Source organism: Streptomyces sp. SYSU D01066-1 (assembly GCF_054956795.1).
On the sequence record NZ_JBUDHV010000017.1, the window covers coordinates 110,636 to 131,962 of the forward strand.

A 21,327-nucleotide genomic window follows, 5' to 3' on the forward strand; every position below is an offset into this window, starting at 1 on the left:
CCACGGACTGGCGTCGTTGTTCGTGTAGCGGTAGATGTTCCCGGCCGAGTTGACCCCCCACACGTTGGTCCTCGACCCGGCCGAGATCCGGACGAGCGCACCGCTGATCTGCTTCCAGTCGGCCATGTCGCCGGCTCCTTTCCGTCGGGAATCGCTCCACGGAGACGCTCCCGTGACGGAACGGTTCAGCAATCGGGGGAACGTGGGACGCGTTCTTGTTTTTGTCTGAGAAGTCGTGTTTATCGGGCCCGTCGTGTGTCCGGGCCGGGGCTGTACGCCCCAGGGGTACGCCGGAGGGTGACCTGAACAGAGGTCCCTGGTGTGGGTTACTCACGGCCACCCCGTTGACGCCGGGGCTCCGTCGCCGTGCCATGCGGGAGACGCGTCACGGCACCGCTCGGATCCGGGCGACCGCGCCGACCAGGACCACGTCGGCCACCGACCGGAGCACGAGAACATCGCCCGCTTCCTCGACTTCGTCGGCGAGAGCATCACCCGTGCCGCCGAGCAGGGCCGCGAGGTGCTGCACACCAGGCCCGTCGGCACCCCCTGACCGGCCGATTCCCGCGAGCCGTCCACCCGCCCGCTCCCCATAGGCTCACGACGTGCGCACACCCCGCTCCCGCCCCCTCGTCATGGCCGCCGTCCTCTCCCTCACCGCGCTCACCGCGTGCGGCGGGGTGCACGGCAGGCCCGGCGGCAGCGGTGTGCGCGACCCGTACTTCCCCAAGGCGGGCAACGGCGGCTACGACGTCACCCACTACCGCCTCGACCTCGCCTACGACCCCGACGACCGCCGCCTCACCGGTACGGCGACGGTCACCGCGCGGGCGACCGCGGACCTGTCGGCGTTCGACCTGGACCTCGAAGGACTGCGGGTCGGCACGGTCCGGGTCGACGGCCAGGACGCCCGCTTCCAGCGCGCCGGACAGGAGCTGACCGTCCGGCCGCCCCGGGAACTGGACGACGGCGACACCTTCCGGGTGACCGTGCGCTACGACGGCGAGCCGGAGACGGTCACCGATCCCGACGGTTCGAAGGAGGGCTGGCTGCGCACCGCCGACGGCGCGCTGGCGCTGGGCCAGCCCGTGGGGTCGATGGCGTGGTTCCCGGGCAACCATCACCCCTCCGACAAGGCGGCCTACGACATCGCGGTGACCGTGCCCGAGGGGCTGCGCGCCGTCTCCAACGGCGAACCGGCCGGCGAGCGGACCGCGGACGGGCGGACCACCTACACCTGGCGGACCACCGAGCCGATGGCGAGCTACCTGGCCACGGTCGCCGTCGGCGAGTGGCGCGTCGGCCGCTCCCGCACCGCGGAGGGACTGCCGGTGTTCACGGCCGTCGACCCGACGCAGGCGGCGGCGAGCGAGGACGTGCTCGCGCGGATCCCCGAGGTGCTCGACTGGGCCGGCGACCTCTTCGGCCCGTACCCGTTCTCCTCGGCCGGCGCGATCGTCGACCGCCCGGCCGACGTCGGCTACGCGCTGGAGACCCAGAACCGGCCCGTCTTCCCCGGCGCCCCCGACCTCGTCCTGCTCGTCCACGAACTCGCCCACCAGTGGTACGGCGACTCCGTCACCCCGAGGACCTGGCGGGACATGTGGCTCAACGAGGGCTTCGCGACGTACGCGGAGTGGCTGTGGCAGGAGGACCACGGCGGCGCCACGGCGCAGGAGATCTTCGACGCGCTGTACGCCGGCCGCTACTTCGCGGGCGACGGTGCCGACGCCGCCGTCTGGGCGTTCCCGCCCGCCGATCCGCCGGACGCGGCGCACCTCTCGGCCGCGCCGGTCTACCAGCGCGGCGCGATGGTCCTGCACAAGATCCGGCAGCGGGCCGGCGACACCGCCTTCCGCGCCCTGCTGCGCGGCTGGGCGGCGGCGCACCGGCACGGCAACGCGGACACCGCCGACTTCACGGCGTACGTGGAGCAGCGGCTGCCGGACGAGGACTTCACGGAGGTCTGGGAGGAGTGGCTGCACGGGGACGGCAAGCCGGAGCGGCCGTGACCGGCTGCGGCGCGTGCGTGACGGCGCCGGGGGTGACGCCGCCGTGCGTGACGGCGTCGTGCGTGACGGCGTCGTGCGTGACGGCGTCGGGGGGGGTGACGCCGCCGGGGGTGACGCCGCCGTGCGTGACGGCGCCAGGGGTGACGGCGCCGGGGGTGTGCCATGACACCATCGGGACGTGCTCGACATCGGCTACGCCCTCTCCCACCGCTTCCCCGACCCGCCGCAGACCGACTACCGGCGGGCGGACGTGCGCGCGCTGCGGCACGACCTGTTCAGCGGGGACGTGTACCTCGCCGACACCAAGGCCGACCGGGAGATCTCCACGGCCTGGGGATGGGTGCCGGTGCTGGACTTCGCCTGGGCGCTGTGCGACATCGTGGAGCGGCTCGACCGGGACCCGGCGGGCTCCCGGGCGGCCCGGCCGCAGCGGGCGGAGCTGGACTTCACCGAGTCCACCGACCGACTGCTGTTCGAACGCCGGTTCGGCTGGGTCGACATCGAGGCGGAGTGGCTGCCGGCGAGCGAACCCCCGCTCTCCTTCTCCCACGCCGAACTGCGCCGGGAGGCCCGGGACTTCCTGCACGACCTGATCGCCGACCTGACCGACATGCACGAGGACCTGGCGGAGAACCCGGCCCTCTGGACGCTTCAGGCACGGTTTCCCCGTGTCTAGGGCCTGCCTGGTGCTCAGGGCCGCCGGTCCCCCGCACGCCCCTGCGCCACCACCCGCACCCCCAGTTCCGCCGCCAGCACCGGCGCCAGGTCCAGCAGCTGGGCGGGGCTGATCACCGCGCCGGAGAGCCGGTCCACGCCCCGGGCGATCTCCAGCGGCTCGGCCCCGCGCAGATCGACGTCGACGAGGACGGCGGCGCCGAAGTCGGCCTCCCGCAGCGCGCAGTCCACGAACTCGACCCGCTCGAGGCGGGCACCGCCGAAGTCGGGCTCGACCAGCACACAGCCCTCGAAGACGACGTCCTTGAGCCGTGCCCGGCGCAGGTTCAGGAAGTCGATCTTGCCGCCGCGGACCAGCACCCGCTCCAGCACCGCCCCGTGCAGCTGCGTCCCGCCGAGCCGGGCGTCGCGCAGCTCGACGTCGCGCAGGGTGGCCCCGGAGAGGTCGGTGCCGACACCGCGTACGCCGGTGAGGACCGAGTCCAGCAGCCGGGCACCGGTCAGCGACGTCCCGTCCAGCGCGCAGCCGGTCAGGGCGCAGTCCATGAAGCGGGCGCCCGCGCCGTCCTGCCCGGCGAGGTCGGCGTCCCGCACGTCCAGTCCGTCGTAGTCCCCGTCCGGCTCCAGTCCCCCGCCGTCGTACTCCACCAGCGGCGGCAGCCGTGTCCCCGGCCGCCGCGCCGCCTTCACCCCCGCCCCCGTGCCCGCCCCCGCCCTCGTCCCCGGACCCGTGCTCGTCCCCGGACCCGTGCCGCCCGCCGATCGCCTCGCCATGCCCCCATCCTGCCCGCCACCACTGACAGCGCCTTGTCACATCCCGGGCGCCCCGGCCGTCGTAGGGGCAGAGTGAGCAGGAGGGAAGGGAGGATCCCCATGCACCGCATCACCGTCGTCGGCGGCGGATTCGCCGGACTGACCGCGGCCGTCGCCGCCGCCGAGGCCGGCGCCCGGGTCACCGTGCACGAGGCCCATCGCACCCTCGGCGGCCGGGCCCGGACCGCCGAGGGACCGTACCGGACCAACGAGGGCCCGCACGCCCTCTACAACGGCGGCCCGCACTGGACCTGGCTGCGCGAGCGCGACCTCATCGGCCCGCTCGCGCCCCTCCCCCCGCTGGAGGGGACCCGGCTCCGCTTCCGGCACCGGGGCGCGCTGCGCCGTACCCCGCCGCTCGCGCTGCTGAGGCTGGCGCGGCGGGGCGCGGGCCGGGCCCCCGTCGACGTGGACTTCCTGACCTGGGCCGGCGGTGTCGTCGGGGAGGACGGGGCGCGGGCCGCCGCCCACTACTGCGCGGTCGCGCTCTTCCACCACGACCCCGGCTCGCTGTCCGCCGCCTTCGTACGGGAACGGCTGCGGCGGGCCGCCAAGCTGCCGCCCGAGGCGCACTACCCGCGCGGCGGCTGGTCCGCGCTGATCGACCGGATGGCCGCCCGCGCCTGGGACCTCGGGGTGCGGATCGAGACCGGCTCCCGCGTCGACGCCCTCCCCGAGGACCACGCGGTCATCGTCGCCACCTCCCTCGACGCCGCCCGCCGGCTGCTCGGGGACGCCGCGCTGACCTGGCCGAGCGGGCGCACCGTCCTGGTCGACGTCGCCGTACGGACGCGGCGCGGGGACGCGTTCGCGGTGTCCGACCTGGACACGCCGGGGTGGATCGAGCGGTTCACCGCCCAGGACCGGACGCTGGCACCGGCGGGCGAGCAGCTGATCCAGGGGCAGTTCCCGATCGCGCCGGACGAGTCGAGGGCTGCCGGGGCCGCGCGGGCCGAGGAACTGCTCGACCTGGGGTTCCCGGGGTGGCGGGAGCGGGTCACCTGGCGGCGCGAGGCCGTGGCGCGGGGCCGGACCGGCGCGGTCGACCCGCCCGGCAGCACCTGGCGGGACCGGCCCGGCGTCGACCGGGGCGACGGGGTCTACCTGGCCGGCGACCAGGTGGCGGCCCCGGGCGTGCTGTCGGAGGTGTCCTTCAACAGCGCGCTGACGGCGGTGTCGCTGGCGCTCGGGCCGCGGGGACTTGACCTCAAGCACGCTTGAGGCCGTTGGCCGGGGCACGACACGGCTTCGCACCGCATCGAGGGGACCCCATGCACGCCATCCGTCCGCACGCCTTCGGCCCGGCCGGAAACCTCACCCACGAACGGGTCCCGGACCCCGAGCCGGGTCCGGGCCAGGTCAGGATCGCCGTCCGCGCCGCGGGCGTCCACCTGCTGGACACCGCCCTGCGCGAGGGTCTGCGGGGCCCGGCGCCCGCGCCGCCCGAGCTGCCCACCGTGCCCGGCCGCGAGGTCGCGGGCGGACCGACGGGCGTACGGGCGGGCGGGCGTACGGCGGTTGGTGTCCGCCGGCGGGTTCAGTCCCGTCGGCCCTGGACCTGGACCTGTCCCTGGCCCTGTCCCTGGCCCTGGGGTTCGAGCACCGCGCGCAGTTCCACCCGGCGGCGTATCCGCAGCTTGCGGTAGGCGCTGGTGAGGTGGGTCTCCACGGTGCGGCGGGCCAGGTGGAGCAGGTCGGCTATCTCCGCGTTGGTCCGGCCGTCCGCCGCCAGTTCCGCTATCCGGCGTTCGCTGCCGGTCAGGGCGTCGCTGCCGGTGCGGTCGGTGCCGGTCCGGCGGGCGCCGCCCTCGCGCAGGGCCGCCCAGGCCAGGGCGCGCAGGCGCAGGGCGCCCTTGTCCTCGGCGCGTTCGGCGGCCTCCCGCAGCAGGGCGCGGGCGCGGACGCGTTCGCCGGCGTCGAGGAGCTGACGGCCCCGGGCGAGCAGCGCCTCGACCAGCTCCGCGCCGGTGTCGACCGGCGCGTCCCGCAGGACCCGTACCGCCTCCTCGGTCAGTTCCAGGCCGCGCCGTCCGCCGGTCGCGGTGCCCAGCACCCGCAGCGCCCGGCCCACCGTGCGGGGCGTGTCCCACACCCGGGCCAGGCGCAGTTCCTCCGTCGCGAGGTCCAGCGCCTCCCGGGTGCGGCCCAGGGCCAGCCGGCACTCGGCGACCGCCGTGCGCCACGGGGTGACGACGGGGCTGAGCACCTCGCGGTCCGACTGGCGGCGTCCGCACTCCAGGAAGTCGTGGAGGGCACCCGCGTGGTCGCCGGTGGCGGCCCGCAGCGCGCCGCGCGCGTACAGGAACCGGTTCAGCTCCCAGGAGTCGAGGTCCTGCCCCGGGTCGAAGCCGTCGGCGAAGCGCCGCGCCTCCTCCAGGCGGCCGGTGTGCACGAGGGCCAGCAGCGCGTGCGCGTCGGCGTTGGAGGGGGTGCCGCGGGCCCACGGGGTGCGCCGGGCGGTGGTGTCGGCGAGGCGGGCGAGCAGCACCGCGTGGTCGCCGCGGGCGGCGGCGATGTCGGCGCGGGTGTCGAGCAGGGCGTGCCGCATCGGGTGCAGCAGGGACACCCGCTGCCCGGCCAGCCCGCGCTCCACCAGCCGTTCGGCCTCGTCGAGTTCGTCGGCCCACTGGGCGACCGCGGCGGCGGTGCCCAGCAGGAACGGTTCGGAGAGCGGGTCGACGGGTTCCGCGAGCAGTGCCCGCACCCGCTTCATCGCCTCGTCGGCGGAGATCCGCCCGGCCGTCGCCTCGAACCGGACGAGCAGGGCCCGCCCGGCGGCACCGGCCGTCTTCGGGGAGCGGGCGGCGGACTCGCTCAGCCGGTGGTACGCCTCCTGGCGCCGGGCGTGGTCGTGGTCGTGGTCGGACAGCAGCACGGAGGCGGTCCGCACGGTACGGACCAGGTCCGGGTGCCCGGTGAGGTGGTCCTCGGTGCGGCGCAGCACCCCCATGGCGGTAGCGGTCTCGCCGCGGCCGGCCAGGGCGGTGGCCAGGGCGATGGCGGTGCCGGCCCGGTCGTGGGGGGCGGCGGGCAGGTGCAGGGCCTCGCCGAGGCGGGCGATGGCCGCGGGGGCGTCGGCCGCGGCGTACTCCAGGGAGCCCAGCTCGGTCAGCATCCGCTGTCTGAGGCCGTCGGGCAGCGGCTCCTGGAGGGCCCGGCGCAGATAGGCGACGGCGTCCTCGGGCCGGGACTCGTCGACCGCGACGGTCACCGCGTCCCGCAGCACGCGCAGCGCCCAGGGCAGGCCGACGGCCGGGGTGCGCACCAGGTGCCGGGCGACCGCCTCGACCCGGCCGCCGCGGCGCAGCATCGCCTCCGCCGCCACCCGGTGGGCCCGCTCCCGGCGCGCGGTGGGCCAGCCGGTGAGCACGGCGTCGCGCAGCAGGGGGTGGGCGTAGCGGGGGCGTCCGGCGGGGTCGGGGCGGAGCAGGCCGAGCCGGGTCATCGCGGTGAGCCAGCCGGCGACCCGGGCCGGGTCGGTGCCGGTCGCCTCGGCGAGCAGGCCCGCGGGGTCCTCGGTGGTCTCCGTCGTCCACGCCTGTTCCAGGGTGGCCAGCGCCCGGGCCACCTCGGCGGTGGCCGTGCCGGCGTTCTCCAGCCACCAGGAGACGGCGGCCGGGTAGGCGCCCGGGTACAGCGCGGCGCAGCTGTCCGGCACGGGCTGCGGCACCTGCCGTGCGGGCACGCCGAGCGGACCGCCCCCGGGCGGCACCTCCGCCGACGGGTCCTCCGCCGACGGCGTTCCCGTCGGCGGCATCCCCGTCGACGGCGCCCCACCTGACGGCACCTCCCCTGTCGGTGCCCCCTGCGGACCGGCCGACGGCACCTCCCCGGGTGCCGTGACGCCGGTCCCGGACACCGTGGCACCGCCTCCCGGCACCGTGGCACCGTCCCCGGACGCCGTACCGCCGTCCCCCGGCACCGTGGCGCCCAGGTCGTCCAGGAGGGCGTGCAGCAGCAGCGGGCTGCCCGCGGCGGCGCGCACGCACTGCGCCGTCCAGCCGGGGTCCGCCGCGGGGAACGCGGCACGTGACAGCTCCGCGGCGGCGCGGTCGCCGAGCGGGGCGAGGGTGTGGACCCTGACCAGGGAGGGGGGCAGGGCATGGGTGAGCCCGGGCGGGCCCGGTACCACGTCGTACTGGCTGCGCTCGGTGGTGACCAGCAGGATCGGTAAACGGACGACCCGGCGGGCCGCCTCGACCAGCCAGCGCCGGGAGGCGGAGTCGGCCAGGTGGACGTCGTCGACGGTGACCATCACCGGGGAGTCGGCGGCGTACGCGCGCAGGCACCGCCACAGCCGGACGGCGGTCTCCCGGTCGTCGCCGCGGGGCACCGGGTCCGCGAAGTCCGGTACGTGGCTCAGGCATTCACGGACCGCCGAGAAGGGTACGTCGCTGTCCTGCGGGGAACAGTGCACCCGTAGCACCTTCAGTCCGCGGGCCTCGGCGTGCTCGGCCGCGGCCTCCAGGGCCGCGGTGCGGCCGGTGCCGGTGGCGCCGCGCAGCAGGACGAGGCGGCCGGTGCCGACGCGGACGCGCTCGGTCTCGGCCGCGATCAGCGCGTGCGCGTCGTCGCGTTCGCGCAGCGGTCGGATCATGGCTGCCTCCCGGGGTGGACGGTGCGCCTCGGCCTGTAGGACGGGGTGGGGTGGACGGGGTTGCGTGGCCACCGCCCGGCTGTGGCGAGGCTCACCACGGCGCGCGCCCGGCGGCCGGGAGACCGGCCGGCCGACCGCGAACACCGCTGACCTGCGGTGATGTTGGTCCTTCCGGAACGGCTCCAAGGGTTTTCGGGCTGATCTCGTGGTGTACCTCGTGGTCCTCCACGATTGCGTGCGTCACGGCAGTCACAGAAGTGTGGAGTACGCCCATCCGCCTCCGCCCCTCACCGGACGTGCGGACACGTGAACTTGGGGGAAACGGTTGCTCAACTCACCCCGGACCACAGACACCGGCCGCGCGGCCGGCCCCGGGCGCAGGACACCCGTGTCGGTCACGGCTCCGGACCCGATCAGCCGCGAGGGCGCGATCAGCCAGCTGCGCCGGCACCCGGAGATAGAGCTGCGCGAGGAGACCGGTCCCGGCACGGTCGCCCTGCTGATCGAGGACTCCCTCGACGACGCCGGGCTCACCCGGCTGCGCCGGCTGGTGCGCAGCGAGGGCGCCCGCGCCGTGCTCGTGGTGGGCACGATCCGCGAGAACGAACTGCTGGACGTCATCGAGTGCGGCGTCGGGGCCATCGTCTGGCGCCGGGAGGCCACCGACCACCGCCTCGTGCAGGCGGTGCTCGCCGCCTCCCGGGGCGACGGCGACCTGCCCTCGGATCTGCTCGGCCGGCTCATCAACCAGGTCGGCACCCTGCACCGGGGAGCGGCGGGCCGGGCCGGCTCTCCCCCCCTGGGCCTCGCGGCGCGCGAGGTCGACGTGCTGAGGCTGGTGGCCGAGGGACTCGACACCGGTGAGATCGCCAGCAAGTTGTCCTACTCCGAACGCACAGTCAAGAACGTGATGCACGGCCTGACCACGCGCCTGCATCTGCGCAACCGGGCGCACGCCGTGGCCTATGCCCTCAGGGAAGGCTACATCTGACCGAACGGGCAATCGAAGGCGGACCGCCGGGCAGCGTCGGCTGCCCGGCGTCCGTCCCCGTCGCGCGTGCGGCGGGAACGGGCCGCCGGGCACCATCGTGTCCGGCGGCGGGCGACGGAACGGCACAGCGAGCGGGCGAGGCAGGAGCACGACGGTGATCCACGAAGTGGACGAGGTTCTCAAGAACCTGCTCGGCAGCGGGACGTTGGCCGGTTCCGGCATCGACGTCTCCTTCGACGCCCCGACCCGCGACTGGGCGGCCCGGCGCAACGGGCCGGGCATCAACGCCTATCTGTACGACATCCGGGAGGAGCTCTCCCGGCGCCACCGCGGCCAGATCCCCGTGCACGACGAGCACGACGTGGTGGTCAAGCGCCGCCAGCCGGTGCGCTGGTTCCGGCTCGCCTACCTGGTCACCGCCTGGACCAAGCAGCCGCGTGACGAACACCGGCTGCTGTCCGCGGTGATGGCCACGCTGATCCCGCGCGAGGTGATCCTCCCCAGCGAGCTGCCCGGTTCGCTGGGCGAGCTGGGCCTGACGGTCCAGGTGGTGCTGGCCGGTCACCAGACGGAGGCCCGTTCGCTGGCCGAGATCTGGTCCGCGCTCGGCGGTGAGCTGAAGCCGTCCCTGGACGTCGTGATCACCGCCCCCTTCCCGGCCTTCCGCGAGTACGACGCCGGGCCGCCGGTCACCGAGGGCGCGGCGGTGCGGGTCCGTGCCTACGACGGCGGAGGGGCCGACTGGGCCGACCGCACCGAGCGCCTCACGGACGAACGGGCCCACCGGCCGCGGCAGGTCGCGATGGCCAAACGCGCGCGGCGCACCCGGAACACCCCGCAACAGGACGACGAACGGTCATGACCTCCCCCACCCCGCCGGTCTCCCCCGCCTCACCGGCCTCCTCCACCCCGCCGGTCTCCCCCACCTCATCTGCCTCTCCCGCCCCGCCGGCTTCCCCCGCCCCGCCGGCGGCTGCCCCGTCCGCGCTGCTGGACCGGCTCGCCCGGCTGCGGGAACGGGTGGCGACGCTGGTCGAGCACCGCGCGGCGGCCGACCCCACCGCCGACGACCCGCTGCGCGGCCTGTACCTCTCCGAGGACGCGGTACGGCACCTGCTGTACCGCCCCGCCGGCCTCGGCCCCGGCCCGGGCCCGGCGGCGGCCCCGCCGGCCGCGCCGGCCGCGCCCGGCGACCCGCTGGACCCGCTGGACGCGCTGGCCGCCCGGCTGGGGCTCACCGACGTGGACACCGCCGTCCTGCTCGTCGCCCTCGCCCCGGACCTGGACCGCGCCTTCGAGCCGCTGTACGGCTACCTCAACGACGACGTCAGCCGCCGCCGCGCCACCGTCGCCCTCGCCCTGGAGCTGTGCGGACTGGCGGTGCACGACGCGGCGGCCCGCTCCCGCCTGCACCCCTCGGCGCCGCTGACCGCGCTCGGCCTGCTGGTCGTGGAGGAGCCCGAACGCCCCTTCCTCAGCCGGTCCCTGCGGGTCCCCGACCGGCTGGCGGCCCACCTGCTGGGCGACGACACCCCGGACGCCGCGCTCGCCGGGCACATCCGCGCCCTGGCGGCGCCCGTCGTGCCGTACGACGACGAGGGGGACGGGGCCGGCGCCCAGGCACCGGACGCCGTGTTCGTGCGCCGGCTGGCCGCGCTGCTCGCCGACGCCCCGCTGACCGCCTACGTCCGCGAGCACCGCGAGGGCGACGGCCTGGCCTGCGTGACGGCCGCGCTGCACACCGCGGGCGTGGCGGCACTGCACTTCACCGGCCCCGAGGAACGCGTCCCCGACCTGCTGCGCGAGGCCCGGCTGACCGGCCGGGCGATCGTCCTCACCGCGCTCCCGGAGAAACCGGAGGCCCTGGTACGCGCACTGACCGCCGCCCCGGACGTACCGGTCCTGATCGTCTCGCGGGGCCCCTACGACCCCCAGTGGTGCGAGCGGGACCCGCTGGTCCTGGAGGCGCCCGCCCGGCGCACGGGGGCGGTGGACACCTGGTCGGCGGCGCTCGGCCCGGCCGGCGGCACCGACCCCGGCCTGGACCTGGCGGCCACCGTCGCCCCGTACCACCTCGGCGGGGAGCGCGTGGTGCGCGCCGCCCGGGCCGCGCGGGCGCTCGCCGCGTTCGACGGCACCCCGGTCGGCGCCGGCCATCTGCGCCTGGCCGCCCGCCAGCAGTCCGCCTCGGGCCTGGAGCAGCACGCCCGGCGCATCCGCCCGGACGTGGACTGGGGGGACCTGGTGCTGCCCGAAGGTCCCTTGACCCAGCTGCGCGAACTGGCGCTGCGCGCCCGCCACCGCGACCGGGTCCTCGGCGACTGGCGGCTCAGCGCGGGCGGCGGACGCGGCCGGGGCGTCCTCGGCCTGTTCGCGGGCGAGTCCGGCACCGGCAAGACCCTGTCGGCGGAGGTCGTCGCGGCCGACCTCGGCCTCGACCTCTACGTCGTCCAGCTCTCCTCGGTCGTGGACAAGTACGTCGGCGAGACCGAGAAGAACCTGGAGCGGATCTTCTCCGAGGCCGACCGGACCGACGCGGTGCTCCTCTTCGACGAGGCGGACGCCGTCTTCGGCAAGCGCGGCGAGGTCAAGGACGCGCACGACAAGTACGCCAACATGGAGAGCGCCTACCTGCTCCAGCGCCTGGAGGCGTTCAACGGGATCGCGCTGCTCACCACCAACCTGCGGGCCAACATCGACGAGGCGTTCACCCGCCGGCTCGACCTGGTCGTCGACTTCCCGTTCCCGGACCCCGAGCAGCGCCTGGCGCTGTGGCGGCACGGGCTGAAGCACGTACCGACCGTCGAGAACGTCGACGTGGCGCCGCTGGCCAAGGAGTTCGAGCTGGCGGGCGGTTCGATCCGCAGCGCCGTGGTGACCGCCGCCTACCTCGCCGCCGGGCGCGGCTCCGCGGTGACGGCGGCCGACCTGCTGGAAGGCGCCCGCCGCGAGTACCGCAAGGCGGGACGCCTGGTGCCCGGCGAGGGAGCCTGGTGACTCACCCGGCCGACGGGTTGATGATCTTCCACTCCTCGTCGCCGATGTTGGTGCACTCGGAGATGTCCAGCTTGGTGAAGAGGCCACCGCCGGTGCCCTCCACGGCGAGGCACAGGTTGTCGCTGGCGACGTTGCGGATCCAGTAGTCGCCGCTCTCCTGCCTGTCGACCCACCACAGCTGGTTGTCGGTCTTGTCGAGGCTGTCGCAGGTGAACTCGGTGACCGGCGTGCCGGCGGCGGCCGGCACGTGGTTCGGCAGGTCCATGCAGTACTGGTCCTTGGTGTTGCGGATCTGGAAGAGATCCGTCCCGCCGGGACCGTCCTTCGGGTACAGCACTTCCAGGTTCCACATCTGGTTGTCCTGGTCGCCCGCGGCGCACTCGGCCTGCTGGACGGGCCCGTCGGTCGTGCCCTTCTCCCGCCCGGGGAGTTCGGCGCACATGTCGCTGGTGGTGTTGTGCAGCATGATGTTCTGCGCGGGCACGACGCTCTGCTCCGTCTGCTCCGTCGCGGACGGCGACGCCTCCCCGCCCCCGTCGCCGCCGCCCGAGCCGGAGCCGCTGTCCTGGGACTCCCCGGCCCCCGGCTGTTCGGCCTGCGCCGCGGGCGACTCGGCCGCCGCACTGGGCGCGGCCAGCTCCTGCGACGCGCTCGGACTGGGCGCCAGCGCCACACCGGCCTCGTCCACCTTCTCGGTGGCGGCCGTGCGCACCTGGGGCTTGTAGGCGATCCAGATCATCACGAACGCGATCGCCAGCGCCAGGAAGACGCTCAGGAAGGTCGCCAGCCAGCGCGGCAGGAAACCCCGCTGGACGAACGTGCCCGGAACCTCCAACGGCTCCACGCCCGAGCGCTGGAGGGTGAGCGCGTACGGCCGCTCCTCCTTCGACCCGAACCAGATGGTCTGCTTCGGCCGCAGCGTCCCCTTGACGAACGCGGCACGCCCCGGCTCGATCTGCACGTTCGCCGGGTGCAGGTCGTAGGAGAGCTGGTCGCCCTGGTCGCTGCCGGCGATCGACGCCGTCACCTTCGTGTTGCCCAGGTTGTCCACGGCCAGCCGCGGCTTGCCCCGGAACCGGCCCTTCACCGTCGTCGGCACCAACTCGGCCCGCACCTCGGTGAACGGAGTGATCGTCAGGTTCCCCTCGGGAACCGTCACCGCGTCCGGGTGCTCCGTCGGCGTGATCCGCACCCCGTACGGGTTCGGGCCCGCCGTCGCGTCCGGCGTGCGCGGCGGGGAGAAGGTGAGTTCGACCGTCCCCGTCGTCCCCGGGTACAGGCGCATCGTCGGCGGCTCGATCACCGTCCACGGCGCCAGGTCTCCGACCGGCTCGAACCGGTATTCGTCGACCACGTCACCCGTGTTGCGCACCCGCAGCCGTACACGCGTACTGCTGCCGGGATCCACGGTGGCGGAAGCGGGCTCAAGGGAGGTCCAGAGGCTCACACGACGACGGTACGGCGTCGTACCGGCGTACGGAGGGGACCACCGGGCAGACCCGTCTGCCCCGGCGGCCCCCCGGGGTGCACGGCGGTCCCGGTCACACGGCGGGGCGGACCGCCTCCCGTCGGAGCCCGTCCTTTCCGGGGCTGTCCGCGCGGCCCCGGCGTCCCCGGCGGCCCCGGCGGCCCCGGCGGCCCCGGCGGCCCCGGTGTCCCCGGTGTCCCCGGTGTCCCCGGTGTCCCCTCGGCGGACACCGCACGGCCCGGCTCGATCCGCGCGTCCGCCGGGTGCGGGCCGCGGGGGCGCCGGCCGCCCCGGTCAGCGCCGGCGGCCGGCGCCGGCGCCCTCGTACCGCCCGGGTCGCCCGCCGCCGGCCGCGTCCTGCCTGGGAACCGTCACCGTGCGCGGCGTGTGCGGCGGGAGGTCACGCTTGTCAGATCTCGCCCCGGGCCATTCGGGCGCCGACCTCCGCGGCCTCGATCTCCTCGGAGTGGTCCGGGCTGGAGACGGACTCCCCGAACCCGTTGTCGGTGCCGGCCACCGCGCCCTGGGACTGCTGCCACACGTGGTGGGTCTCGTGGTAGAACGTCTTGTCGTCCAGGGCGGAGCGCTGGGCGACGATGTGGCTGCCGGTGGTGTAGGCGGCTGCTCGGAGGCCCACCGCGGACCGCTCCGCCACCGGGTTGTCGTGCACCTTGACGTGCCCGAAGCTCATCCCGTACACCTCCTCCGCCCGCCGCTGGATGTGCGACGGCAGCGGCTTGGCGGGCGTGTTGATCGCCTCGTCCACCGAGACCCGCGGCTCCTCGAACCCGGGCGCCGACTCGGACACCCGCCGCTGTACCTCCGTCTCGGCGTCCGCGTGGCCGCAGCCGGGGCCGTGCTCGTGCCGGGACCGCTGGACGGCACGGGACACCGCCGCGTTCCCGGCCAGCCGCTGGAGGGCCAGCATCCGGCCGGCGGTACCGCCCGGGCCGCCCGGACGGCCGGCCGTGCTCTGCTCGCCGGCCTGTCGGGCGGGCTGTGTTCCGTGTGCGCGCACGACACTCCTTGAGGGATGCTGTATTCGGCACGTAGGTGGGGCTGCTGTCAGATCTACCCCGCGGCACCCCCCGCCGCAACGGTCCCGAGGGCAGTCGCGGGGGCAGGGTTCGCCGGCGCCGGCGCCGGCCCGCTCAGGAGGCGAGCTGTTTGGCGATCGACCCCTCCCACTCCTTCTGCAGGTCGGGGTCGTTGAGCGACGCCGCCCACTCCTCCTCGGTCTGCTTGTGCTTGTCGGGGCCGCACTTGAGTTCCCTGAGGATGCCGCGCGTCAGCTCGCGGATGTCACCGGGCACGTGCCGGCCCGCCGGGACGGCCGGCCCGGCCGCGAGCGCGTAGAACTCCTGCGCCATGAGCTGGCGCTCGCCCTGCTCGATGGATTTCAGCACCTTCAGGAACTCCAGGACCGCGGCCCGCGTCCGCAGGTCACCGGAGGCGTCCGCCGAGGCGTCCTGGGCGGTGCCGGCGCCTTGGGTGTTCTCGGCGCCCTGCGTGTCGTTCCCGGTGCTCCGGGCGGTGGCCTCGGTGTCCTCGGTCTCGCCCGGCGCCAGGGTGGTGCGTGCCCACCTCTCGGGGTGCCGCATCGCCTCGACGCGCTTGCGGCCCTTCCTGCCGCCCTTCCAGGCGGCGATGAGGCCCAGGACTCCCGCTCCCAGACCCCCGACGACCGCCGGGGCGACACCGAGGGTGGCCCCGGAGAGGGCCGCGATCGACAGGGCGGCTCCTGTGATGCGCACCATGTTGCCGCCCAGGTTGGCCCCGCGCTTGAAGATCTTGCGGTCCTGTTTGCGCACCGCGTAGTCCTTGAGGAAGGCGAGGTGGGCCAGGAGCGTGCTCCGGTAGTCGTCGATCTCCGCCCTGAGCGTGCCGACGGCCGCGATCGTCTCCTCGCTCGGGACCTCCCGCGGGATCGCCGGTCCGGCACTGTGCCGCGCGAGCCGCGCACTGGCCGAGCCCAGTCCGTGAAGCACCGCCTGGAGGTGGCTCGCGTGCGTGGGTTCCACGTCCTTCAGGCGTGCCTCCAGCTTCCGGCGCTTGTCGACGGCGTTCGCGATGGCCTTGCCGTCACGGGCGGCGATGACCGTGGAGAACACCACGGTGGCGTCACCGGAGACGTGCCCGAGGGCCGCCAGTCCGCCGGTGGTGCCCGCGTTCCTCACCGCGTTGTCGACGATCTTCGACACGTCGCCGACCCCCATGGTGGCGTTCGTGGCCGCGCCGACGGACTTCCCCCTCACGTCCTTCCTGGCCTGGTGGGAATCGGGTCCCGTTCCCTTGTGCTTCTCGAGCCCGGCCGCCAGACCCTGGAGGTCCGTCGTGAGGTTGAAGCCGGTCGCCACGGCGTTCAGGCCCGTCTCGACCTGCCCCTGTTGCGCGGTCCCGGCCAGCTTCGCGAGGTCGTGGTCCCGCGTGGCTTCGGCCCGCAGACCCCCTCCGACCGGCGAGGTGATGCGCAGGTTCAGCGTGTCGGGTACGTCGAGCACCCCCTTGACCTTGGCGGGGAGTTGCCTGACCCGTTCCCGCACGCCCTTCTTGCCGGTGCCGGACCGCGCGGCCTCCTGTGACCGCGCGGCCTGCTCGGCCGCTTCGGCCGCCTCCTTCTCCGCCGTGGCCAGGGCCGTCCGTGCCGAGGTCTCGGCGTCTCCCTCCGCCAACTGCCTCCGCGCCGCGGCCGCCGCCTGCTCCTGCGCCTCCCCGGCCGCCCGCCAATGGCCCTCCGCCTCCGCGCCGGCCGTGCGCGCCCTCTGCTCCGCGTCGGCCCGGGTCTGCTCGTGCTCCCGCCACGCGTCCGCGGCCCGCTCCGCCCTGCCGCGTGCCTCGGTCTCGGCCTGCGCCCGCGCCTCCAGCTCGCCTTCCGCCTCCTGGCGCCGCCGCGTCGCGACCGCCAGTCGCTCGGTCCGCTCCCGCAGCACGGCATCGGCGCGTTCGAAGCGGCGGTGAGCGTCCGACAGGGCCTCGGCGCACTTCTCCACCGTGCTGTCGGCCTTCTCCCGCTCCTCGTCCGCGGTCCGGGCCCGCTCCGTCCGTTGCGCCGCCGTGGCCTCGGCCCCGACCGCCTGCCCCAGGGCTTTTCGCGCTGCCGCGTCAGCGGCCCGCGCCTCGGCCAGCGCCTGTTCCGCGGCCTGCTCCGCCTGCTTCCGCACCTCGGCCTCGGCCTGCGCCCGTTCCCTCACCTCGGCCTCGGCCCGCTCGGCCTGCTCCGCCAAGCCGTCGGCGTGTTCCCTGCAGGCCTCCGCCTTCTTCCTGGCTTCGGCCGCGGCCTGCTCCGCCTCCTCGGCCGCCTTCCGGTGCCGCTCCGCTTCGGCCGTGGCCTGGGCCGCCGCCCGCTCCGCCTCCTCGGCCGCCGCCCGGCACCTCCCCACCTCGGCCCTGGCCTCCTCGGCCCGCTGCCGCGCCTCCTCCGCCTGCCTGCCCGCGTCGGCCTCGGCGCCGGTCCGTGTCCACACGTCGCGTTCGGCCTCCTCGCGCCGCTCCCGGGCGTCGTCGGCCCTCCGCGTCCACTCACGTTCCTCGTCGGCGGCCCGCTCCCGCTTCCGCCACGCCTCCTCGGCCTCGTTCCTCCACGTGGCGGCCCTGCCGTCGGCCTCGGCCGCCCGGCCACGCGCCTCCGCCGCCACCACGGTCCGGTCCCACACCACGGCCTCGGCGTCCGCCCGCTTCAGCGCCGCGTCCGCGACGTCGGCCTTGAGCCTCTTCGCCCTGTCCTGGGAGTCCTCGTTCCCTGAGTCCCTGCCCCCGGAGTCCCTGCCCCCTGAGTCCTTGTTCCCTGAGCCCTTGTCCCGGGCCCCGGCGTCGCCCTGCCGCCGCTCCGCCGGCGCCTGCCCGGTCCCGGGCACCGCGACCACCGGGTCCACGGCGCCCGTGGCCCGCTCCGGTCTCCCCGGACCGGCCGCCACAGCCCGCGTTGTCGAGGGCCCGGCCTGCGTCCGGCTCGCGCCCGCGGTCTCCTCGTGCGTGGCCGTCGCGCGCTGGATCGCCGTGGCGACGGCCCTGTTCCCGGCGCTGGCCTGCAAGGAGGCGAGCGGAGGCCGGACCGCCCGCGGGCCGGTCCGTACCGCGACGGCCGGGTCCGTGCGGCGAGCGTTCGGTTCGTGCAAGCGGTCCGACACGGACAGCCCCTCCTGACGTCCGTCACCATGCGGGAGCACGCGGCACCGCGCCCGGTGCGGCGGGACGGCGTACCCCGATCCGGGGCGTGACCACGAGATGACATCCTGGCGAACTGGCACTCAACATGAGCCGTTGAAACAGAAACGGCGGTCGATCGCCAGAGAAAAACGAGGAATCTGCCCCAACGGGCACGATCAAGGGCATCGGAGGTGCCCCCGGCCTGGCACCGGAGGCCGTTTCGACGGGGACAACGCGCGCGTGAGGCTGAGGGGCGTCCTGTCTCGTACCCCGAGGAGAGCAGAGCATGCCGTCCTACCTGTCGCCCGGCGTCTACGTCGAGGAGGTGGCCAGCGGCTCGCGCCCGATCGAGGGGGTGGGCACGTCCGTGGCGGCCTTTGTCGGGCTCGCGCCCACCGGGCCCCTCAACGAGCCGACGCTGGTGACCAACTGGACGCAGTACGTCGCGTCCTTCGGTGACTTCACCGACGGCTACTACCTCGCGCACTCCGTCTACGGCTTCTTCAACAACGGCGGTTCGGCCGCGTACGTCGTGCGTGTCGGCGGCTCTCCCGAGGGCGCCGGCGCGGGCACCGCCGCCTCCCCCGCCGCCGTGAACGGCGCCGCCGCCCCGGCCGCGCTGCCCGCCGCCGAGCCCAAGCAGCTCGGCACGTTCGCCGTGACGGCGACGACGGCAGGTCAGAACGGCCCGCTCACCGTCGAGGTCGCCGACCCCGAGGGCGAGGGCCCCGCCGAGCGCTTCAAGCTGATCGTCAAGGACGGCGACAAGCCGGTCGAGACGTTCGACGTGAGCGCCAAGAAGGGCAACCGCTCCTACGTCGTCACCCAGGTGAAGGAGCGCTCCAAGCTCATCACCGTCACCGAGGCCGCCCCGGCCGCGCAGCTGGCCCGCCCGGAGAACCAGACGGTGACCCTGGCCGCGCCGCCCGCCCCGGCCGCCCCCGTCGAGCAGGCCCCGGACGAGATCGCCCAGCCCGGCCCCGCCCAGTACCTCGGCGACAGCTCCGACCGCACCGGCTTCGGCGGCCTGGAGGCGATCGACGAGATCTCCATGGTCGCGGTGCCCGACCTGATGGCCGCCTACCAGGCCGGCGCCATCGACCTGGAGGCCGTCAAGGCCGTCCAGCTCGGCCTGATCGCCCACGCCGAGCTGATGGGCGACCGCGTCGCCATCATCGACCCGCCGCCGGGACTCAACGCCCGCCAGGTCCGCGTCTGGCGCCAGGAGACGGCCGGCTACGACTCCAAGTACGCCGCCCTGTACTACCCCTGGATCAAGTCCTTCGACCCGGCCACCGGCCAGGCCCGCCTGGTCCCGCCGAGCGGTCACATGGCCGGCGTCTGGGCCCGCAACGACTTCGAGCGCGGTGTGCACAAGGCCCCCGCCAACGAGGTCGTGCGCGGCGCCGTCGACCTGGAGCTGCAGATCACCCGCGGCGAGCAGGACCTGCTCAACCCGATCGGCGTCAACTGCATCCGCTCCTTCCCGGGCCGCGGCATCCGCGTCTGGGGCGCCCGCACCCTCTCCTCCGACCCGGCGTGGCGCTACCTGAACATCCGCCGGTACTTCAACTACCTGGAGGAGTCGATCCTGATCGGCACCCAGTGGGTGGTCTTCGAGCCGAACGACCACAACCTCTGGGCCCGCATCCGGCGCAACGTCTCGGCGTTCCTGGTCAACGAGTGGCGCAACGGCGCCCTCTTCGGGCAGAGCCCCGAGCAGGCCTTCTACGTCAAGTGCGACGAGGAGACCAACCCTCCGGAGTCCGTCGACCTCGGCCGGGTCATCTGCGAGATCGGCATCGCGCCGGTCAAGCCCGCCGAGTTCGTCATCTTCCGGCTGGCCCAGTTCTCCAGCGGCAGCGGCGAGCTGGAGGAGTAGGCGAACCGCGCTCCCGCGGCCCCTCCCCCACTTTTCCTAGAAGGACAGCGAACCCATGGCTCTTCCCAAAGAAGAAGACGTCCTCGTAGCACCGAATTTCGGTCTCCAGATCGACGGTGTGATGGTCGAGTACCTCAACTCGGTCAGCGGCCTCCAGGTCGAGCAGGACGTCATCAAGTACCAGCAGAACGCGGGCGTGACCGGCCGGAACAACGTCACCCTGATGCCGGGCGTGGCCAAGGACGGGCAGGTCCAGGTCGAGCGCGGCGCCAGCCAGTCGCCGGCGTTCACCCAGTGGATCGACGACTCCCTGAACGGCCGGATGGCCACCGCCCGCAAGAACGCCTCGATCATCCTGATGGACTACGAGGACAACCCGGTCAGGCGCTGGAACCTGCGCAACGCCTGGTGCAGCAAGATCGTGATGGGCACGCTGAAGGCGGGTGACACCAATCCGCTCACCGAGACCGTGACCATCGTGTTCGAAGAACTGGTCGTCGAGTAATGCGGCGTTCGGCTGTCGGCGCGCCGAGTGCGAGCAGGGTTGCCGAGGCGCCCGCGGCCGACCGGTCCGCGGCGGCGGGGGCCACGCCCGCGGCTCCCGCCGCCGCGCCGCCGGCGGACGTGGCACCGCGGCAGACGCTGCGCACCGAGTTCCCCTTCGAGCTGCCCCGCGGCTACGTGGACGACCAGGGCACGGTGCACCGCGAGGGTGTGATGCGCCTGTCGACGGCACGGGACGAACTCGTGCCGCTGCGCGACGTACGCGTCCAGCAGAACCCGGCGTACCTGTCGGTCGTCCTGCTCGGCCGGGTCATCACCCGGCTGGGCACGCTGCCGTCGGTGCACGACGGGATCGTGGAGAGCATGTTCGCCTCGGACCTGGCGTTCCTCCAGGACTTCTACCGCCAGATCAACGCCGAGGGCCACACCCGGGCGGCGGTGGAGTGCCCGCACTGCTCCGAGCCCTTCGAGGTGGAACTCGGCGGGAGCCGCCTGGGGGAATCGTGACGTACGCGACCGACCGGCTCCAGGAGGAGATCGCGTACGTCGCCTACCACTTCCACTGGAGCCTGGAGGCGATCCTGGACCTGGAACACCATGACCGCCGCCAGTACACGGAACAGATCGCGTCCTTCGTGACGCGCGCCGAGGCGGAGGGCTAGACGTGGGCTTCCTGGACCGTTTGCGGAGCCGGGGCGAGCGTCCCGCCGCCACGACCGCGACACCGGCGGCGGCACCGGCCGCGGCACCCGTGGCGGCATCGGCGGCGGGCCCGGCGCCGGTGTCCGGGGCGGACCCGGCCCCGGCCCCGGCCGCGGCCTCCGCGCCGGGCCCCGCGCCGGTGGTCCGGGCCGCGTGGTCGGCGCTGCCGCCGATCCAGCGGTCCGCGGCGGCCTCTTCCCCCGGGGTCGCCGACAACCGGTTCGGCGGACGCCTGCCGACCTGGCAGAACCCCTCCTTCGCGGAGCCCGTCACCGTCGGTGTCCTGGACACCTCACCGCACCGTGTGCTGCCGCCCGCGACGGCGGTCGGCGGCGCGGGCACCCCGGTCACCGGTCTGGAACGGCCTGCGCGTGCCCTGCCCCAGGTCATCGCCGCGGCGGGCGGCCCGGCGGTGCAGCGCGTGCCGGCGGTACCGCTGCGGGCCCTCCCGGCGACGGACCCGACGGCCGCCGCCGGGGAGCCCGGAGTGCCGGTGCCGGCCGCGCCGGCCACGTCGGCCGCGCGGGCCCGGCGCGGGGC

General features: G+C 74.9%; 16 protein-coding genes and 3 pseudogenes. 13 read left to right on the forward strand and 6 right to left on the reverse strand.

Annotated features, from left to right (window positions below; genetic code table 11):
• A partial coding sequence (locus ACY1JF_RS18195; RefSeq protein WP_462706208.1) for a tectonin domain-containing protein occupies nucleotides 1–126 on the reverse strand: 126 nt, incomplete at its 3' end.
• Nucleotides 127–451: 325 nt separating this feature from the next.
• Here ACY1JF_RS18195 and ACY1JF_RS18200 point away from each other — a divergent pair.
• The 3 genes and pseudogenes from ACY1JF_RS18200 to ACY1JF_RS18210 form a co-directional block, all read left to right on the forward strand.
• Nucleotides 452–553, forward strand: a pseudogene (locus ACY1JF_RS18200) (MarR family transcriptional regulator); the annotation flags it as partial.
• 82 nt (nucleotides 554–635) lie between these two features.
• Nucleotides 636–2,012 carry a M1 family metallopeptidase gene (locus ACY1JF_RS18205; RefSeq protein ID WP_462706209.1) on the forward strand — a complete coding sequence of 459 codons (1,377 nt, stop codon included), beginning with the start codon at nucleotides 636–638 and terminating at the stop codon, nucleotides 2,010–2,012.
• Between the two features lie 178 nt (nucleotides 2,013–2,190).
• Complete coding sequence (locus ACY1JF_RS18210) at nucleotides 2,191–2,688, forward strand: hypothetical protein (RefSeq protein WP_462706190.1); 498 nt, start codon at nucleotides 2,191–2,193, stop codon at nucleotides 2,686–2,688.
• A 14-nt stretch (nucleotides 2,689–2,702) separates the two neighbouring features.
• Here ACY1JF_RS18210 and ACY1JF_RS18215 read toward each other — a convergent pair whose 3' ends face one another.
• Nucleotides 2,703–3,461, reverse strand: a complete 759-nt coding sequence (locus tag ACY1JF_RS18215) for a pentapeptide repeat-containing protein (protein ID WP_462706191.1) — start codon at nucleotides 3,459–3,461, stop codon at nucleotides 2,703–2,705.
• Between the two features lie 99 nt (nucleotides 3,462–3,560).
• Here ACY1JF_RS18215 and ACY1JF_RS18220 point away from each other — a divergent pair, with 99 nt between their 5' ends.
• Together ACY1JF_RS18220 and ACY1JF_RS18225 are read left to right on the forward strand one after the other, a co-directional pair.
• The gene (locus tag ACY1JF_RS18220; protein WP_462706192.1) at nucleotides 3,561–4,721 is read left to right on the forward strand and encodes an NAD(P)-binding protein; all 1,161 of its coding nucleotides are present in this window, start codon (nucleotides 3,561–3,563) and stop codon (nucleotides 4,719–4,721) included.
• A gap of 50 nt (nucleotides 4,722–4,771) precedes the next feature.
• Nucleotides 4,772–4,981: pseudogene (locus ACY1JF_RS18225) on the forward strand (oxidoreductase); the annotation flags it as partial.
• Between the two features lie 56 nt (nucleotides 4,982–5,037).
• On the opposite strand, the gene ACY1JF_RS18230 reads toward ACY1JF_RS18225, so the two are convergent.
• Nucleotides 5,038–8,097 (reverse strand): helix-turn-helix transcriptional regulator, encoded by a 3,060-nt coding sequence (locus ACY1JF_RS18230; protein ID WP_462706193.1) that lies wholly within the window; start codon nucleotides 8,095–8,097, stop codon nucleotides 5,038–5,040.
• Between the two features lie 325 nt (nucleotides 8,098–8,422).
• Between ACY1JF_RS18230 and ACY1JF_RS18235 the strand changes: the two genes are divergently transcribed.
• From ACY1JF_RS18235 to ACY1JF_RS18245, 3 genes are all read left to right on the forward strand, one after another.
• A complete protein-coding gene (locus ACY1JF_RS18235) occupies nucleotides 8,423–9,088 on the forward strand; it encodes a helix-turn-helix transcriptional regulator (protein WP_462706194.1) in 666 nt (221 codons plus the stop codon).
• A gap of 154 nt (nucleotides 9,089–9,242) precedes the next feature.
• Nucleotides 9,243–9,950 (forward strand): Pvc16 family protein, encoded by a 708-nt coding sequence (locus ACY1JF_RS18240; protein WP_462706195.1) that lies wholly within the window; start codon nucleotides 9,243–9,245, stop codon nucleotides 9,948–9,950.
• A complete protein-coding gene (locus ACY1JF_RS18245; RefSeq protein ID WP_462706196.1) occupies nucleotides 9,947–12,085 on the forward strand; it encodes an ATP-binding protein in 2,139 nt (712 codons plus the stop codon). Before ACY1JF_RS18240 ends, ACY1JF_RS18245 begins: the two co-directional genes overlap by 4 nt.
• Nucleotide 12,086: 1 nt before the next feature.
• Here ACY1JF_RS18245 and ACY1JF_RS18250 read toward each other — a convergent pair whose 3' ends face one another.
• The 3 genes from ACY1JF_RS18250 to ACY1JF_RS18260 all read right to left on the reverse strand — a co-directional run bounded on the left by ACY1JF_RS18250 (nucleotide 12,087) and on the right by ACY1JF_RS18260 (nucleotide 17,680).
• Nucleotides 12,087–13,532: an RICIN domain-containing protein gene (locus tag ACY1JF_RS18250; RefSeq protein WP_462706197.1), complete on the reverse strand. Its 1,446-nt coding sequence runs from the start codon at nucleotides 13,530–13,532 to the stop codon at nucleotides 12,087–12,089.
• A gap of 430 nt (nucleotides 13,533–13,962) precedes the next feature.
• A complete protein-coding gene (locus ACY1JF_RS18255; RefSeq protein WP_462706198.1) occupies nucleotides 13,963–14,571 on the reverse strand; it encodes an eCIS core domain-containing protein in 609 nt (202 codons plus the stop codon).
• Between the two features lie 133 nt (nucleotides 14,572–14,704).
• On the reverse strand, nucleotides 14,705–17,680 hold the full coding sequence (locus ACY1JF_RS18260) for a coiled-coil domain-containing protein (RefSeq protein ID WP_462706199.1): 2,976 nt from the start codon (nucleotides 17,678–17,680) through the stop codon (nucleotides 14,705–14,707).
• Nucleotides 17,681–17,985: 305 nt separating this feature from the next.
• Here ACY1JF_RS18260 and ACY1JF_RS18265 point away from each other — a divergent pair, with 305 nt between their 5' ends.
• From ACY1JF_RS18265 to ACY1JF_RS18285, 5 genes and pseudogenes are all read left to right on the forward strand, one after another.
• Nucleotides 17,986–19,581, forward strand: a complete 1,596-nt coding sequence (locus ACY1JF_RS18265) for a phage tail sheath subtilisin-like domain-containing protein (protein ID WP_462706200.1) — start codon at nucleotides 17,986–17,988, stop codon at nucleotides 19,579–19,581.
• A gap of 55 nt (nucleotides 19,582–19,636) precedes the next feature.
• Nucleotides 19,637–20,086: a phage tail protein gene (locus ACY1JF_RS18270; protein ID WP_462706201.1), complete on the forward strand. Its 450-nt coding sequence runs from the start codon at nucleotides 19,637–19,639 to the stop codon at nucleotides 20,084–20,086.
• Entirely contained in the window at nucleotides 20,086–20,592 is a 507-nt protein-coding gene (locus ACY1JF_RS18275) for a hypothetical protein (RefSeq protein ID WP_462706202.1), read from the forward strand. The genes ACY1JF_RS18270 and ACY1JF_RS18275 overlap by 1 nt, the downstream gene beginning before the upstream one ends.
• Nucleotides 20,589–20,747 (forward strand): DUF6760 family protein, encoded by a 159-nt coding sequence (locus ACY1JF_RS18280; RefSeq protein ID WP_215173255.1) that lies wholly within the window; start codon nucleotides 20,589–20,591, stop codon nucleotides 20,745–20,747. The genes ACY1JF_RS18275 and ACY1JF_RS18280 overlap by 4 nt, the downstream gene beginning before the upstream one ends.
• A 2-nt stretch (nucleotides 20,748–20,749) precedes the next feature.
• A pseudogene (locus ACY1JF_RS18285) lies at nucleotides 20,750–21,327 on the forward strand (hypothetical protein); the annotation flags it as partial.